The organism is Halomonas sp. H2 (assembly GCF_050215315.1).
Classification (GTDB): domain Bacteria; phylum Pseudomonadota; class Gammaproteobacteria; order Pseudomonadales; family Halomonadaceae; genus Vreelandella.
Genome location: NZ_CP189760.1, coordinates 1,730,995 through 1,747,462 on the forward strand (window position 1 = coordinate 1,730,995; position 16,468 = coordinate 1,747,462).

Sequence of the window (16,468 nt, forward strand, 5' to 3'; positions counted from 1 at the left end):
GCCTGTAGCGTGGAAACTTTTAAGCCGGGGCCAATGGCATGGCTGGTGGATCAATGGGTAGAACGGGTGCAGGGCTATGAGTTCTCTCACCTCCAAGCCGGACTCGTGAGCTTTGTGAGTAAGCAGCACTTGATTGCGACAAGGCCATCCGCCGTTAAGAAGCCTAGTCGTTTGCCTGGTAAAAAACGCGCTAAAGAAACAGGCTATTACTTTAATAATGCGCGTGCATTAGCGCAGTGTGCAAAAGAACTAGCGGCTGAGATTGGCGATGGCGTGATCGCCGTGCTATTTCGCGATAGTGACGGCACGGCATCTGCTGGGAGAGGTGATTGGCAAACCAAATATGATTCGATTCTGGAAGGGTTCGAAGCAGAGGGCTTCTCGTATGGCATAGCGATGATGCCAAAGCCGAAATCTGAGGCTTGGTTGTTATGTGCATTAAAACCAGATTCGCCCTACCAGCACTGTGCAGGGCTTGAGCAAGCCTCGGGTAATGATGACAGTCCCAATGCACTCAAAAAGCAGCTTGATGCGGCACTCCAAGGGCAAACCTCGGCAGATGAGTTAGCGGAAACTGCCAAAGACGGAAATATACAGTGGGAAAATATCGACATGCCTTCTCTAGACGTCTTTAAGCACCGGGTGGAAGAAGTGGTGTCTCGTGTTTTGAGCAAGTAATTGAGCGGCAACCGTGAAGTGAAAAATAATGAGTAGCAAGCTCCCATAGAGACCCATATACTAATATTTAATAAATTAGTAGTTGGAGCAATGTGATGAAGGTGCCTGTCTCTCCACCGTCCCAGGAAAAGCTACTTGAGCTGCTCAAAAGTGGCGATGTCGCTAAAATGGCGTTGCTCTTTGGTCAGGCGGTTGGGCCGACGGACAGTAAAGGCCGTTACCTACACTGGGACAAGCTTAGGCACTTGGCTATGCCGGAAGGCTATGACGCTGAACTTTACTGGCTGGCCATGCGCAACGCGCGAGAGAAAATTTCAAGAGATCTGCCTTTTAAGGATAAGCAGGGTGCTCCCTTTCGGTTTTGCATACCGGATACCGTGATGCGTGACATTCTCTGGATCAGTGAGAACGCGACGGGGGCGATCAAAGCAGACAGCAAAATCTCAGACCCGCACACAAAGCAAACCTATCTGATCAACTCGCTGATTGAAGAAGCTATTAATTCCAGCCAACTGGAAGGGGCTTCAACCACCCGCCAGGTGGCCAAGGACATGCTACGTTCGGGGAGAACACCCAAGGATCATTCTGAAAAAATGATTCTTAATAACTATAACGCCATGCGTTTTATTCGTGAGTACAAGGATGAAACGCTCACGAAGTCAATGATATGCGAATTACATAAGATCGTGACAGAAGATACGTTACCTATAGAAGATGCTGATAAAGCCGGTGTTTTTCGGGGGCCAGATGAAGATATAAGGGTGTACTCACTCGATGACAAGCTGTTACATACGCCGCCATCCTATAAAGAGCTTAATGACCGTATTCAGCAGCTATGTGACTTTGTTAATGCGGAAAATGAGAGCGAGGCTAGCTTTATACCGCCTGTTATCAAGGCCATCGTTGTCCACTTCATGATTGGGTATGACCACCCCTTTGTGGATGGTAATGGCAGAACGGCACGGGCCCTTTTCTATTGGGTGATGGCCAAGGAGGGGTATTGGCTGATGGAGTATATCTCTATCTCGCGGGTGCTGAAGCAGGCACCCGCACAATATATGGCGGCCTATCTGCATACAGAAACGGATGGTAATGATGTTACTTATTTCATTATTCATCAGCTTGAAGTAATTAAAAAATCGATTGCTGAACTGCATCGCTATCTCACTGACAAAGCAGGAGAGTACAGAGAAGCAGAAAAAATCCTCAAGAAATCAAAGCTCAATGGCTTACTTAATCATCGGCAACTGGGGCTGTTAAAAAATGCGCTGGATAACCCAGGGATGGAGTACACCATCAAATCCCATCAGAATTCTCATGGGATTGCTTATCAGACCGCACGAACCGACTTATTAGCGCTATCAGATAAGTACAATCTGTTGAAAAAATACAAGGTGGGTAAAAAAGACGTGTTCATCGCACCTGCGAATATGTTGAACCTTATAAAAAATGATTAATTCAACATTCCCAATGGAGGAGTAGCGCGTGGCTCGGCGCTCGTCACACCACGCGTGGTAGAATTCAGCCATTATCTTATCTTGGTTAACTATTTATCACCTACACAGGGGCGAAGCGACTGGTAGCTCGCTGCCTCTGTGCGGTATGGGCAAGGAGGCTAGATGCAGCTCGATCAACTCCAGCAGGGCTTACAACACGCCTTCTTCACCGACCTCCATCGGATTGTTTTCTGGTACGACGCTCCCTGCCACTTTGCCGAGTCGTTGAATGATCTCGCGCTAGAAGGCGTTCAGGTGATCATGATGGCGGGGGAGTCGACCCTAGGCGTAAAGCTACGTTTAGAGCTGGAAGAGCCTGACACTCCCACGCTGCTCTACTTTCCCTACGCCGAGCCAGCCGCAGAAGACGACTGGCTGCTGGATATAAAGCTCTACTCCGGCCGGTTTTATGCGGATCGCGTCTCGATGATCTTTAATGAGCTGGGCTTGACGCGCCATGTGCTGCGCGAGCATCTAGCACAGCGGCAGGCGTTTTTAGCCAGCCGGAAGCGTATTGAAGGGTTAAAGCGTTTAGTCACGCCTTCCATGATTGAAGATGATCTGGATCTTGCGATGTTGGCCGTGGTGGTGGGGGCAGCGTCAATAGATGTGGCGACGCTGCTGTTTCATCTGGCAGAAGAGGCGGTGACCCACGAGCTGGGGTTAGAGGCTAACCCCGCATCATTGGTTGAGTCCGAGAAGTACGCCCTAGTGCCTGCGTTTGTACGTGTCCTACAGGCCGAAGTCGGTTACCCCGCCAGCCGAGAAGAGTTGAGCGGTGAAACGCCTCTGAATTTCGGTCAGCTAATGTTGCGGTTACTAATTACTGGCTATTGCGAGAGTATTTCTGATATTCCTGACTGGGCACGCCAGGTGGCGATTCCCTCTGTTAATGCCCGTGCATCTTCGCGGGCGTTGCTGACTCGCTGGCGGGATAGCTCACGGTTTTACCCCGCGTTCGATGTGATCTCTGGTTGGGTAGCTGATGCGCAGCGTATTGATGACAAACTGCATAATGTGCCGCTAGAGCAGCTTAGCAATGTGGCCACCTTTGAAGTTGTTGAAAAACAGATCATTGTGGATCTCTGCCAAGCGATTCCTACTGCTGATGTTCGCGACCTGCGGCTATTTGATAGCATTATTGTTGAACGGTTAGATGGCTATTGGGCGTCTCGGCATAAAAACGATGCCCGCCGCGGGCGTTACCGGCAGCTGTACGCAGCGCTCACCGCCGCTATTGCCCTGTTCAGCCTGCGCCACCAACATGCCAAAGGGTTTCACTTTGAGAGCGTTGAGGCGCTGTACCACGCTTATCAAACCGACCTCTACCGTTTTGATACGGCTTATCGCCACTACGCGGTGGCTTCTGACGAGACCGGTGTTGAGCTGCTGAAAAACCTGGATGGGGCCGTTGAGCGCTGTTACGACGAGTGGTTTTTGGGGCAGTTGACGCGCAACTGGAGCGAGCGTGTAGAGGCCGAGCAGCGGCTGACGCACTGGAAGCTACCCAACCTCCCTAATCAACAAAACTTCTACCGTGACTGGGTGCAACCTCAGCTAGCCGCTAGCCGCCAAAAACGCGTGGTCGTGGTGATTAGCGATGCCTTCCGTTATGAGGCTGCCGAAGAGCTGCGCGAGCGCATTAATGCCAAGCGTTACAGTAAAGCGACGTTAAAAAGTCAGTTGGGGGTAGTGCCTAGCTATACCACACTGGGCATGGCCTCGCTGCTGCCTCACCGTGAGCTAAGCTATCAATCAGGCAGTGATACGGTGTTGGTGAATGGTCAATCAACCCAGGGCACCGCCAACCGTAGCAAACTCTTGAAGGAAGCGCTGGATGGTGAGGCCATGGCGGTCACCGCCGACGAGGTGAAAGGTTGGTCTCGGGAAGAGGGGCGCGAAAAAATCAAAGGCGTCCAGCTGATGTACGTTTACCACAATGTGGTGGACGCCCGCGGGGATTCAGCTAACACCGAAAGCGAGACGTTTGCGGCGGTGGAAGATGCCATTGATGAGCTGGATCAGCTGACCCGTAAAATTTTGATGCACTTGAATACCAGCACGGTGCTGGTGACGGCAGACCACGGTTTCTTATTTCAGCGTAGTGCCTTGGATGCCACCGATCGCACGGCGCTTACGGACAAGCCAACTTCTGCCTTCAAAAGCAAAAAGCGCTATGTGCTGGGTGAATCGCTGCCTGACAATCCCAGTGTGTGGCATGGGCATACCCGCGATACCGCAGGCACCACCTGCGCCACCCAATTCTGGATACCCAAAGGCGCGCACCGTTTCCATTTTGTGGGCGGGGCGCGCTTTGTGCATGGTGGCATCATGCCCCAAGAGATCGTTGTGCCGGTGCTCACGATACAGCAGCTGCGCGGCGAAAAAGCCGAGAAACGCAGTACCCGCAAAGTCGAAGTGATCTCACCTAAGGCATCGCTGAAGATGGTCAATAACATTCAGCGCTTCGACCTGCTGCAAACCGAAGCGGTGAGTGAACGCTTGCGGCCAGTCACACTTTCAGTCGCGATTTATGAAGGCAGTGCCGTGGTCTCCAGTGAAGAGGTAATCACCTTCGATAGCGCGAGCGACAACATGAACGAGCGCATGAAGTCGGTGCGTCTTTCGCTTTCTGGCACCTCATTTGACCGTAAAAATGACTACTTCCTAGTGCTGCGTGATAAAGACCTGGGCACCGAGCGCGAGCGCTACCGGGTAGTGATTGACTTGGCGTTTACGGATGATTTCTTTTGAAACAAGGGTATGTATGCAGTTAGCTAAAGATAACATGGGCGTCAATATTAATGGGGTGCAAGTCAGTTGTAATGATAACGGCTTTTATAACGCACACGCCTTGCACAAATCTTCATCTGGTGAAAGAGCTAAAGGGCCAGAAGAGTTTTTGATACATTTCCCTGAATATGAGGCAGAAGCTAAGCATCTTGAAAGAAAGTTTGGTAGTAGACCAGGACTGTTTTTTTCGCAGTGGTTGTCAGTCGTATATGCTTCATGGATATCAATTAAGTTCTTCAATTTAGTGGTAAATAAAATTGAAGAAAATATTGTGACGCAAGCATATACGTTAGGTGTACAGAGTAATGAGAGCGAAGATATTAGGCACCAAGTCTTTAATAAAGGCTTACTTAGAGGGCAAGAAGTTGAAAGAGAGAAGCTGAATCAAAAATTTGCAAATATGCCTGATCATCCTGTGCAGAAAAAATCGATCAATACGCTTGAACTTTGGAAAGAGGCTACATCACAAGAAGAAAGCACTCCCTCTGACTTTGTGAACTATATGCTTTTGGCTGCACAAGTGTATAGAGATTTAGGTCGAGATGATGTTCTCTCAAACTATGACTGGAATGCTGAAAGCTACTGGGTAACGCCGGAGTTTGCTTTCTACATACTATCTTATTTTCCTTTTGGTTCGTCACAGCGAGCTAATGGGCTAAGTTACTTGAACAAGATGTCCAATGGACGAGTGTGGGCCAACTCTGTTGGATAGTAGCGTGTACTGACAAAATAATGGAATTTTTCTTATGGACAACGAATCGCAATATGATCTCGACACGCTACTCAACACTCACTTTGCTGGCCGCGTGGTGCGCAAAGACCTTACCCAGCGAGTGAAAGAGGGCGCCAACGTGCCGGTGTACGTGCTGGAGTACCTGCTGGGTATGTACTGCGCGTCTGATGATGCGGAGGTAATTGCGAAAGGCCTGGAAAACGTCAAAGCGATTTTGACCAATAACTACGTTCGGCCTGATGAAGCGGAGAAGGTGAAGTCCATCGTTCGGGAGCGGGGCAGCTTCAAGGTCATTGATCGTGTAACGGTGCGACTGAACGAGAAGAAAGACCGCTATGAAGCAGCTTTTAGCAACTTAGGCATCAAAGATGCTGAGATCTCCGCAGGCATCGTCAAAGAGAACGAAAAGCTGCTAGTGGGCGGTATTTGGGTAATTGCAACGCTAAGCTACTTCCATGAAGAGGGGCAGACAACATCACCATTCGGCGTCAGCCTGCTCAAGCCGATTCAAATGCCGCACATGAATATGGACGAGCTATTTGAAGGGCGGCGTGGGTTCACCGATTCACAATGGCGTGAAGTACTGATCCGCTCGATTGGCATGGAACCCGTTGAGCTAGACGAGAGCGTGCAGTGGCATTTGCTGGCCAGGATGATCCCGTTTGTTGAAAACAACTATAACGTTTGTGAGCTAGGGCCACGCGGCACCGGCAAAAGCCATATCTATAAGGAGTGCTCCCCCAACAGTATTCTGGTCTCCGGCGGGCAGACAACGGTAGCTAATTTGTTCTACAACATGAGCTCACGGCGCATTGGTTTAGTCGGCATGTGGGACTTGGTGGCGTTCGATGAAGTAGCGGGTATCTCGTTCAAGGATAATGACGGGGTGCAGATCATGAAGGATTATATGGCGTCTGGTTCATTCGCCCGTGGGCGTGAGCAGATGGAGGCATCGGCCTCGATGGTGTTTATAGGCAACATCAATCAGAGCGTTGAGTCGATGGTGAAAACCAGCCATCTGTTGACGCCATTTCCTGATGCGATGATTGATGCAGCATTCTTTGATCGCTTTCATGCCTACATTCCCGGCTGGGAAATCCCCAAGATGCGGCCATCGTTCTTTACTCAGCGCTATGGGTTTATCGTCGATTATCTGGCTGAATTTTTTCGCGAAATGCGCAAGCGCAGTTTCGCCGATGCGATTGATCGCTATTTCTCCCTGGGTGACAACCTCAATCAGCGTGATGTGATTGCGGTTCGAAAAACGGTTTCTGGCCTGCTCAAACTGATGTTCCCGCATGGTGAGTATGCGAAAGTAGAGGTGAGGGAGTGCCTGGAATACGCCATGCAAGTGCGACGCCGGGTGAAAGAGCAGCTGAAAAAAATTGGTGGCATGGAGTTTTACGATGTCCATTTCAGCTACATCGACAAGGAGACCCTGGAAGAGCACTTTGTGTCGGTGAAAGAACAGGGCGGCGGTGGTCTGATTCCAGAAGGCCAAGGTAAGCCGGGCGTAGTACATACTATTGGCCTAAGCGACAAGGGTATGCCAGGTGTTTACCGCATCGAAATGCAGGTAACCGCAGGCAGCGGCAAGCTGGCGATGTCGGGGTTGTGGAATTCCACCGGAGCCAAAGAGCAGGTCAAAATGGCATTTGATTACTTCAAGGCCAACGCCAGCCGTATCAGCGGTGCCCGTAAGGTCATGGAGCATGATTTCCACCTCCATGTGGTAGATCTGCAAAATAGCGGTGTCCTGCGCGATTTGTCGTTAGCCAGTTTGGTGGCGTTTTCATCAGGCCTTGTCAGCAAGCCGACGCAAAGCCAAATGGTGGTGCTAGGCGATATGAGCCTGGGCGGAAGTTTAAAACCCGTTCAAAACCTCGCTGAGTGCCTGCAGGTCGCCTTCGATGCCGGCGGCAAGCGAGTCACCCTGCCGATGAGCAGCGCCATCGATATTCCCACCATCCCGGGAGAGCTATTTACCAAGTTTCAGACCAGCTTCTATGCAGAGCCAATCGACGCAGTCGTGAAGGCGTTGGGAGTGGATTAGTAGAAACCCTCGCTATGCCCACAACTTCAACATCGGGTACAAGCCGCTACGATAAAGCTACCCGCTTTGGCAACGACCACAAAATAGACAATGATACGTGGATTGTTAGATAAATGCGCTTACCTGTCCGGCGAACGACTATCACTACGAGGAAATAATGATGAACACCGCACCAGATATTTTATTCCTCTCCCACGGCGGCGGGCCTCTGCCGCTATTGGGCGACCCGGATCACCAAGAGATGGTCGAGTCGCTAAAAGGGATAGCCAATGTGATCAGCAAGCCGTCAGCTATTTTGGTCATTAGCGCCCACTGGGAAGCGTCTGAGCCCACGATCACTTCCGGGACCGCGCCAGAGCTGATTTATGACTACGCTGGCTTCCCACCCGAAGCTTATCAAATTCAATACCCCTGTCAGGGTGAACCTAAGCTGGCGCAACAGGTGAAGCGGGCGCTTGAAAACGCCGGTATTCCAGCCCAGCAAGATACTCAACGGGGCTTTGACCATGGCGTGTTTGTCCTGCTCAAAATCATGTACCCGGAGGCCGATATTCCCTGTGTACAGCTTTCGTTGGTTAATAACCTTGACGCTGATACTCACCTTGCCATCGGCCGCGCGCTCAAATCTTTGGAGCGTGAGAACCTCTTGGTGATCGGCTCAGGTTTTTCATTTCATAACATGCGGGAATTTTTTAGCCCTATTACGCAAGAGAGCCAAGCAAAAAATAAGGCATTTGAAGACTGGCTAGTGACTACGTGCTCCAGCCAAGACATTGATGAAACAGAGCGCAACCGTCGCTTGGCTCACTGGGGTAGTGCTCCATATGCACGCTTTTGTCATCCGAGGGAAGAGCACCTTTTGCCACTGCATGTATGTTACGGCCTAGCGAACAGGCCGAGTGATAAGCAGTTATCAGCCATTATATTGAACAAGACATCAGGCATGTTCTATTGGTCACGAAAAAGCGCCTAAACGTGCTACTGGAACCAAGCGTTTTGACGCCTGGATGATTTTCTACAATGACCAGAAAGTAGGGCACGTCAGGGTGGCCACCGACAACGATATCACCTGTACATACATCCCGCTTAATGGGTGGGCTTCGTGGCGAATACGCTGTCGGCCAGCCAAGCATCTAGCTATAAAAATCGGAACGGTGACTTATAAGCCTAAAGTCTACTGCTACTAAACCCAGTGTGTCGTGGTCGCTCTAAAAATTAGTATATTTTTATGAATCACTTATCTGTAGCTAGCTAAGTAAGAGGTATGGCTTTCTGGAATCGTCTGTCTCTTAGTCCGGTGTTCGACAACCAAGACGTTTGTACCCATTACATCGGCATCCAGCAAGACATCACTCAGTATCGCGAGCAGGAGGCGCAGATCGCCTATCAGGCGACACATGATCTGCTGACCGGCCTACATAACCATACCGCACTGGATAAATTCCTGGGGGAAGCCTTCGAACGTGTCGAGCAGGCGCAAGGCCTGTTAGTGGTCATGCATCTCGATTTGGACGGCTTCAAAGCGGTCAATGATGGGCTGGGGCATCATATTGGTAACTTGCTGTTGGTCGCGGTGGCTGAGCGCCTGGAGCAACTGGTTGCTCCAGGGGATACGGTGGCTCGGCTGACTGGCGATGAGTTTGCACTACTTCTTCCGAGTGTCGATAGTATCCAGGCTGGTAAAGCATTTGCCGAGCGGGTGCTGGAGACGCTGTCTACTCCCGTGCTGGTCACGGATAAGCCCTTGCACATCACATTGGCATTGCTTGCAACCGCGATACAGTAGAACACCCCCATGAGCTGATGCAGCGTGCCGACCTGGCGATGACTGAAGCTAAGCAGCAGGGCCGTAACACGTGGCATTGGTACCAGGGTGACATACAGCGACACACCGAAAAATCGGTATTGTTGCGTATTCCGCCCTATCGTGACCGCCCATTCCGTTTGAACGTGACCGTCTGTTCTGGATGATGGTGACCGCGCATTCCGTTTTATCGTGACCGATTTTGGGCAGTTTTCCGGAATCGCCGGTCACGTTGCCGGAATCATCGGTCACGTTCCCCCGGAATCACATCCAACACGCTGGAATTCTTCAACTTTATTCGGCATACCCTTCTTTTTCATCACGAGGAAGTGCGGATGCCGGCTGCGAGGATTTCCATGCGACAGATCATCGAGGTCTTGCGCCTCAAGCACGAAGTAGGCCTGAGCCACGACCGCATTGCCCGCGCCTGTGGTCTCTCCAAAGGCGTGGTCGGCAAGTACGTCAGCCAGGCCCAGGCGAAGGGCATCACTTGGCCGTTGCCCGAGGATGCTGATGAGGCCTGGCTGGAAGTACGGCTGTTCCCCGTCAAGGCACCGCCCTCACGCTTTGCCGAGCCGGATTACTTCCAGGTCCACCAGGAACTCAAGACCAAGGGCGTTACCTTGCAACTGCTCTGGGCCGAGTACACGGAACGCCACGGCGACAAGGCCTACCGCTACAGCCAATTCTGCCACCACTACCGGCTCTGGCGGGGGCGGCAACGGCGCAGCATGCGCCAGGTTCACCGGGCCGGCGAGAAGGTCTTTATCGATTACTGCGGACCGACCGTGCCGGTGGTGGACCGGAGCACCGGAGAGATGCGTCAGGCCCAGGTCTTTGTCGCCGTGCTTGGCGCCTCCAGCTACACCTTCGCCGAGGCCACCGGGAGCCAGAGCCTGCCGGACTGGATCGCCTCCCACCAACGGATGCTGACGTTCTTCGGCGGGGTGCCGGCACTGCTGGTTCCGGACAACCTCAAGGCAGCGGTCACCAAGGCGGACCGTTACACCCCGAAGATCAACGAGACTTACGCTGAACTGGCTGCTCACTATCAGACGGCGGTGCTGCCCGCGCGTCCCTACAAGCCCAAGGACAAGGCAAAGGCTGAAGCCGCCGTGCTGTTGGTCGAGCGCTGGATCCTGGCCCGGTTACGGCACCAGACGTTCTTCTCTCTGGCCGAGTTGAACGCCGCCATCGCCGCGTTGTTACCAGCGCTGAACCAACGCCCGTTCCAAGGACGGACAGAGAGTCGTCAAAGCCTGTTCGATGCCCTCGACCGACCGGCACTACGACCACTCCCCGCCACGCCCTACACCTACGCCGAGTGGCGTAAGGCACGGCCGGGTATCGACTATCACATCGAGATCGAGAAGCGGCTATACAGCGTGCCCCACGCCCTGGTGGGGGTGAAGCTGGACGTTCGGGTGACCGACACCTCCGTGGAGGTCATGCACAAAGGGCAGCGAGTGGCGCTACATCCTCGTCATGGTAAGGGCCGCTTCGCCACCCTGACTGAACACATGCCTAAATCGCACCAGGCCCATCAGAACTGGTCACCGGGACGGTTCCTGAACTGGGCCAATGACATCGGCCCCGGCACGCTGGGCGTGGTGCAGAAGCAGCTCAAGGATCGGCCTCATCCGGAACATGGTTACCGCGCCTGCCTGGGACTTCTGAACCTTAGTCGGCGCTACAGTCGTGATCGCCTGGAGCAGGCCTGTGCCCGGGCGCTGGCCATCCACTCCGCCAGTTACCAGAGCATCACCTCGATCCTGAAGCAGGGGCTGGATCAGTTACCGCTGCCGTTGGTCGAGGAGCCACCGGAACTGACCGAGCTGCCGGTTCACACCAACGTTCGCGGCCCCCACTACTACCACTGATCCCGGAGAAACGTATGCTAACGCACAACACCCTCGATACCTTGCGCCACCTCAAGCTGACGGGCATGGGCGATGCCCTGGAACAACAACGCGCCCAACCGGAAACCCACGACCTGGCGTTCGAGGAACGCCTTGCCCTGTTAGTGGATCGGGAGGTGCTGCACCGGGAAAACCGTCGGCTGGACCGGCTGCTCAAGGCCGCCCGCCTGCGCGTGCCGGCGTGCATCGAAGACATCGATTACCGTCATCCCCGGGGACTGGAACGCTCGCGTATGGCGGCCCTGGCGAGCAGCGACTGGATCCGCCAGTCCCTGAACCTGTGCATCACCGGGCCTACCGGTTGCGGCAAGACCTGGCTGGCCTGTGCCCTGGGCAATCAGGCCTGCCGGCAAGGCCTCTCGGTGCGCTACCTGCGAGTGCCGCGCCTGTTCGAGCAGGTGCGCATCGCGCACGGTGATGGTAGCTACGGTCGGCTGATGAACCAGTTGCTGAAGACCAACCTGCTGATCCTGGATGACTGGGGCATGCAGAAGATCACGGCGCAGCAGCGGCAGGACCTGATGGAAGTAATCGAAGACCGACACGGGCGGGGCTCCACCCTCATCGCCAGCCAGTTACCCACGGAGCACTGGCATGACTACATCGGCTCCGCCACGCTGGCAGACGCCATCATGGATCGGCTCCTGCACGGCGCTCACCGACTCAATCTGAAAGGGGAATCACTGAGAAAAACCAACGCACAAAAAACGGAATCGGTTGACCCATCGTGACCGCTCAGCGTACAAAACTCTCTCCAGCGTGAAGGCCGTGTGCAAATCGGTCACGATCACCGGAATGACCGGTCACGTTCGCCGGAATACGCAATTGTTGCGACACGACCTGCATACAGCATTGGGTCATGATCAGTTCGAGTTGTATTACCAGCCCATTGTGGAAGCTGTGAATGGCCGAATTCGTGGCCTGGAGGCCTTGATTCGTTGGCATCATCCTGAGAGGGGCATGATTTCGCCGATGGTGTTCATCCCGCTCGCTGAACAAACGGGGCAAATCATTCCGCTCGGGCGTTGGGTGCTTCGTCGCGCCTGCCAAGATGCCGCCGCCATGCACGCTGCAGGTGAGCGTGTGGTGCCCATCGCTATCAATATTTCATCCTTGCAGTTTAGGCGCGACGGCTTCTTGGAAGATGTCCATCAGGTATTAGCCGATACAGGCCTACCGCCAGAGCTACTGGAATTTGAGGTTACTGAGAGTGTGCTGCTGGATGGGGCCGAGCAGGCCATCGAACTGATCAAACGGCTCAAAGTAATAGGCATCAAGGTAGCGCTTGATGACTTTGGTACTGGTTTCTCAAGCCTTAGCTATCTACGCGACCTGCCCATTCATAAAGTCAAACTGGACCGGGCGTTCATCAAAGATATCACTACCAGTCGTAGCAATGCCGCTATTGTGCAGGGAATCATTACCATGGCGCATCACATGGACTTAGAGGTAGTTGCCGAGGGTATTGAAGAGCGAGAGCAGCAGCAAGATCTGATCCGCCGTCATTGCGATCTGCTGCAAGGCTACCTATTCGCTAGGCCCATGCCATGGGAGGAAATCATAATGCTTCCTAACCTGCTGCCCATGACCAAAGCGTAAGTTCTGGAAGAAGCGTCGAATGTAAACATCCTGCTGCTGAAGCTGGGGTAACGCCAGAAGCATCAAATTTCGCACCACAGGCGTTCTTTCAAATCTTCGCTAAGCTCTGCCACCTTTTGCATGCGCTTCAATGTACCTTCAGTCATGTCACTAGCCATATCATGGTAACAAGACATTATTGAAAATGGTGTCTGGACTCCTTCAAGACCTAGCATACAGCTTGTTAGCTTGCTGTATGAGGCAGTGATAGTCGACAAAAACTCGATTTCGTGACGCATGGCATCATTAAGTGCATCAAACCAAATATGCTGTAGCTTGACTGTCGAGTCGCTGGTGGCCATCCAAGGCTGATACCACCCGATGAAGACACCCTCGTAATTGGTCGCATTCAAAGCTTTTTGGGGAGATTGTAGTGTTGTCATTGTCTTGGCTCCTCCTGTGAAGTTATACCTCTTGTGAGGTTAAAAAAGTATAGTCGTTGACGACCTAACTACCTTGTGTAATACACGATAGCTTGACGGTCATCATGGTCCGTTTAAATAATTTCAAGTTAAATGATAAGTAGCTATCTCAATATGCTTCATTAGTTTATTAGCAAGTACTTGACGGCTTTTCTATGCGGCGAATGAGAAAAGCGATTAGTAGGGAAAACTTCATCTTCATCTAACGTTGAGTCCTTCGCGATACGCCGCACTGACCTGCCATTGCTAAACGGAGATGTTCAATGTCAATTCGCAATTTAGATGCGTTGTTTTCTCCCACCACGATCGCTTTGATTGGTGCCAGCAATCGCCCAGGCTCAGTAGGTGCTGTGCTGGCGCGCAACTTGTTTGATGCCGGATTCGAAGGGCCGATCTTGACCGTAAACCCAAGAGAGCGGGCTATCCGCTCGGCTCTCAACTACCACTCGGTAAGTGAGCTGCCGTTAGCGCCTGACTTGGCCATTATTGCGACGCCACCAGATACGGTTCCTGGGCTTATTCGCGAGCTCGGGGAGCGTGGGTGCCGGGCTGCGGTGGTTATTACTGCGGGCTTCGGTGAAGGTGAGCATGCCGATGGCCAAGTGCTCAAACAGGCGATGCTCGATGCAGCCAAGCCTTACTTGATGCGTATTGTTGGCCCTAATTGCTTGGGGATTTTGGCACCGCACCGGGGGATCAATGCCAGCTTTGCGCATATCATGCCCCAAAAGGGGAATGTTGCCTTCGTGACGCAGTCTGGCGCGGTGGCCACTTCTATTCTCGATTGGGCATCAGCGCGGGGGATCGGCTTTTCGCATGTGGTGTCCCTCGGTTCGATGAGCGATGTCGATTTTGGCGATATGCTCGACTACTTAGCCCTCGACCCCAAGACGCATTCCATTCTGCTTTATGTTGAGGCCATTACTGAGGCACGAAAATTCCTATCCGCAGCTCGCAAGGCCTCTCGTAATAAACCTGTGGTGGTGGTCAAAGCAGGGCGCAGCGACGCTGGCGCCAAAGCCGCGCTGTCACATACCGGGGCGCTGGCGGGTGCTGATGCCGTTTACGATGCAGCATTTCGGCGTGCAGGTATGCTGCGGGTCAATACACTTGATGAACTATTTCAAGCCGCAGGCACTCTGGCCACCGGTATCCACGTTAAAGGCGACCGGCTAGCTATTCTCACCAACGGAGGAGGAATTGGTGTGCTGGCAGTTGATGAACTGGCCGAGATGCAGGGGCGCTTGGCCGAGCTTTCTGAAGCGACACTTGCGCGTTTGGATAGTGTGCTGCCACCCACGTGGTCCCATGCCAATCCCGTCGATATCCTCGGTGATGCACCAGGGGAGCGCTACACAAGTGCACTTGAAGCCTTACTCAATGAGAAGGAAGCGGATGCGATTCTTGTTATGAACTGTCCCACAGCGGTCGCTGATAGCCTGGACGCCGCCCAAGCGGTGGTTGATACCCTGGGGTCGCAACGCCCGGCCGTTCTTACCTGCTGGCTGGGAGAAGGGGCGCCGACGAAGGCCCGCCATTTGTTCGCGGCACAAAAAATTCCAACTTACGAAACGCCTGAGCAGGCCATCCGGGCCTTCTGGCACTTATCCAGCTATTGGAGAAACCAGCAAACGTTGATGGAAACGCCACCGCCCATTTCCACTGGCGGTACCATCGATAAAGCCAGCGCGAACGCCATTATTGACCAAGTCCTTAAAGATGAGCGCAACGTGCTAACCGAGCCAGAGGCCTCGGCAATATTGTCAGCTTATGGGATTCCAACCGTCCCTGCCATTGCTGTGCATACACCTGAAGAGGCGAGTGAGGCAGCAAAGCAGTTGGGCTTCCCGGTCGTGCTGAAGATCCTCTCGCGTGATATTTCGCATAAGTCTGATAGCGGGGGCGTGCAGTTGAACCTGGCCTCGCCCGGTGCGGTGGCACAGGCGGCCGAGGATATGCTGGCGACGCTGCGCCAAGTGGCGCCTGAGGCGCGGTTAGATGGTTTTAATGTGCAGCCGATGATTCGTCGCCCTGGGGCGCATGAGCTGATTTTAGGTGTCGCGGAAGATAGCGTTTTCGGGCCGATTATTATGTTTGGCCAGGGAGGCACGGCAGTAGAGCTAATCGGTGACCGGGTGGTGGGTCTCCCGCCACTCAACCCGCTGCTAGCACAAGAAATGATCCAGGCGACACGTATCTCACGTTTGCTGCGCGGCTACCGTGACCGCCCTGCGGCCGACTTGGAAGCGATTTCTCTCACGCTCATTAAACTGTCACAGTTGATCAGCGATCTGGATCGCGTGGTTGAACTGGATATCAACCCGCTACTGGTCGATGCTACCGGAGTGATTGCCTTGGATGCGCGCATCGTGGTCAGGGCCGACCGTGAAGGGCGGCCTCCTTTTGCCATCCGACCCTATCCGCAGCAACTTGAGCAAACTATCGAAACACGCATTGGCCAGCATTATTCACTGCGCCCCATTCGTCCCGAAGATGAGGGTGCGCTGGTGGATATGCTTCGTCATTCCACGTCCGATGATGTGCGCCTACGCTTCTTTGCCGCCATCCGGCGGTTCGACCATGCCTTCGCCGCCCGGCTGACTCAGATCGATTATGATCGGGAAATGGCGTTTATTGCGATGCCACAAGGTAAACAGGAAATCGTGGGTGTTGTCCGTTTGTCTGCTGATCCCGACAAGGAAAAGGCGGAGTTTGCGATCATGGTGCGTAGTGACATGAAGGGCACCGGGCTTGGCTATCGGCTTATGCAGCAGATGATCGACTATGCGCGTGAAAATGGCCTTCAGCAGGTCTTTGCCGATGTTCTGCGAGAAAACCATGCCATGCGAGAAATGGCGAAAGAGTTTGGTTTCGTGGTCCAGTCAACCAAAGATGAAACAGATACCGTCATGATTGTGCTTAATCTGTAACG

11 protein-coding genes and 1 pseudogene are annotated in these 16,468 nt (G+C 53.2%); 11 read left to right on the top strand and 1 reads right to left on the bottom strand.

Annotated elements, in window-relative coordinates; all coding sequences use genetic code 11:
- Positions 1-33 precede the first annotated feature (33 nt).
- The 10 genes and pseudogenes from ACQE2I_RS07990 to ACQE2I_RS08035 all read left to right on the top strand — a co-directional run bounded on the left by ACQE2I_RS07990 (position 34) and on the right by ACQE2I_RS08035 (position 13,075).
- On the top strand, positions 34-678 hold the full coding sequence (locus ACQE2I_RS07990; protein WP_281662066.1) for a hypothetical protein: 645 nt from the start codon (positions 34-36) through the stop codon (positions 676-678).
- Positions 679-773: 95 nt separating this feature from the next.
- Entirely contained in the window at positions 774-2,135 is a 1,362-nt protein-coding gene (locus tag ACQE2I_RS07995; RefSeq protein WP_281662067.1) for a Fic family protein, read from the top strand.
- 162 nt (positions 2,136-2,297) lie between these two features.
- The gene (gene pglZ, locus ACQE2I_RS08000; protein ID WP_427031073.1) at positions 2,298-4,928 is read left to right on the top strand and encodes a BREX-1 system phosphatase PglZ type A; all 2,631 of its coding nucleotides are present in this window, start codon (positions 2,298-2,300) and stop codon (positions 4,926-4,928) included.
- Positions 4,915-5,679 carry a hypothetical protein gene (locus ACQE2I_RS08005; protein ID WP_157826559.1) on the top strand — a complete coding sequence of 255 codons (765 nt, stop codon included), beginning with the start codon at positions 4,915-4,917 and terminating at the stop codon, positions 5,677-5,679. The genes pglZ and ACQE2I_RS08005 overlap by 14 nt, the downstream gene beginning before the upstream one ends.
- Positions 5,680-5,713: 34 nt before the next feature.
- Positions 5,714-7,753, top strand: a complete 2,040-nt coding sequence (gene brxL, locus ACQE2I_RS08010; RefSeq protein ID WP_427031075.1) for a protease Lon-related BREX system protein BrxL — start codon at positions 5,714-5,716, stop codon at positions 7,751-7,753.
- Between the two features lie 160 nt (positions 7,754-7,913).
- The gene (locus ACQE2I_RS08015) at positions 7,914-8,726 is read left to right on the top strand and encodes a DODA-type extradiol aromatic ring-opening family dioxygenase (RefSeq protein ID WP_101147220.1); all 813 of its coding nucleotides are present in this window, start codon (positions 7,914-7,916) and stop codon (positions 8,724-8,726) included.
- A gap of 291 nt (positions 8,727-9,017) precedes the next feature.
- A pseudogene (locus ACQE2I_RS08020) lies at positions 9,018-9,724 on the top strand (diguanylate cyclase domain-containing protein).
- Between the two features lie 168 nt (positions 9,725-9,892).
- Positions 9,893-11,437, top strand: coding sequence for an IS21 family transposase (gene istA / locus ACQE2I_RS08025; RefSeq protein WP_289109332.1), 1,545 nt, complete (start codon positions 9,893-9,895; stop codon positions 11,435-11,437).
- A 14-nt stretch (positions 11,438-11,451) separates the two neighbouring features.
- Positions 11,452-12,207: an IS21-like element helper ATPase IstB gene (istB, locus tag ACQE2I_RS08030; protein WP_022522218.1), complete on the top strand. Its 756-nt coding sequence runs from the start codon at positions 11,452-11,454 to the stop codon at positions 12,205-12,207.
- Positions 12,208-12,271: 64 nt separating this feature from the next.
- Entirely contained in the window at positions 12,272-13,075 is an 804-nt protein-coding gene (locus tag ACQE2I_RS08035) for a putative bifunctional diguanylate cyclase/phosphodiesterase (protein ID WP_427031077.1), read from the top strand.
- A 62-nt stretch (positions 13,076-13,137) separates the two neighbouring features.
- Here the strand turns inward: ACQE2I_RS08035 and ACQE2I_RS08040 are convergent, their stop codons facing one another.
- Entirely contained in the window at positions 13,138-13,497 is a 360-nt protein-coding gene (locus ACQE2I_RS08040; protein ID WP_101147221.1) for a hypothetical protein, read from the bottom strand.
- A 302-nt stretch (positions 13,498-13,799) separates the two neighbouring features.
- Here ACQE2I_RS08040 and ACQE2I_RS08045 point away from each other — a divergent pair, with 302 nt between their 5' ends.
- Positions 13,800-16,466 (top strand): GNAT family N-acetyltransferase, encoded by a 2,667-nt coding sequence (locus tag ACQE2I_RS08045; protein ID WP_427031078.1) that lies wholly within the window; start codon positions 13,800-13,802, stop codon positions 16,464-16,466.
- The last annotated feature ends 2 nt before the right edge of the window (positions 16,467-16,468 follow it).

Bases quoted from the DNA above. Each gene is read 5' to 3' on its own strand.
- ACQE2I_RS08035 (WP_427031077.1), top strand. From the start codon at position 12,272: ATGACCGGTCACGTTCGCCGGAATACGCAATTGTTGCGACACGACCTG.
- ACQE2I_RS07990 (WP_281662066.1), top strand. From the start codon at position 34: ATGGCATGGCTGGTGGATCAATGGGTAGAACGGGTGCAGGGCTATGAG.
- istA (WP_289109332.1), top strand. From the start codon at position 9,893: ATGCCGGCTGCGAGGATTTCCATGCGACAGATCATCGAGGTCTTGCGC.
- ACQE2I_RS08040 (WP_101147221.1), bottom strand. From the start codon at position 13,497: ATGACAACACTACAATCTCCCCAAAAAGCTTTGAATGCGACCAATTAC.
- pglZ (WP_427031073.1), top strand. From the start codon at position 2,298: ATGCAGCTCGATCAACTCCAGCAGGGCTTACAACACGCCTTCTTCACC.
- istB (WP_022522218.1), top strand. From the start codon at position 11,452: ATGCTAACGCACAACACCCTCGATACCTTGCGCCACCTCAAGCTGACG.
- ACQE2I_RS08005 (WP_157826559.1), top strand. From the start codon at position 4,915: ATGATTTCTTTTGAAACAAGGGTATGTATGCAGTTAGCTAAAGATAAC.
- brxL (WP_427031075.1), top strand. From the start codon at position 5,714: ATGGACAACGAATCGCAATATGATCTCGACACGCTACTCAACACTCAC.
- ACQE2I_RS07995 (WP_281662067.1), top strand. From the start codon at position 774: ATGAAGGTGCCTGTCTCTCCACCGTCCCAGGAAAAGCTACTTGAGCTG.
- ACQE2I_RS08015 (WP_101147220.1), top strand. From the start codon at position 7,914: ATGAACACCGCACCAGATATTTTATTCCTCTCCCACGGCGGCGGGCCT.
- ACQE2I_RS08045 (WP_427031078.1), top strand. From the start codon at position 13,800: ATGTCAATTCGCAATTTAGATGCGTTGTTTTCTCCCACCACGATCGCT.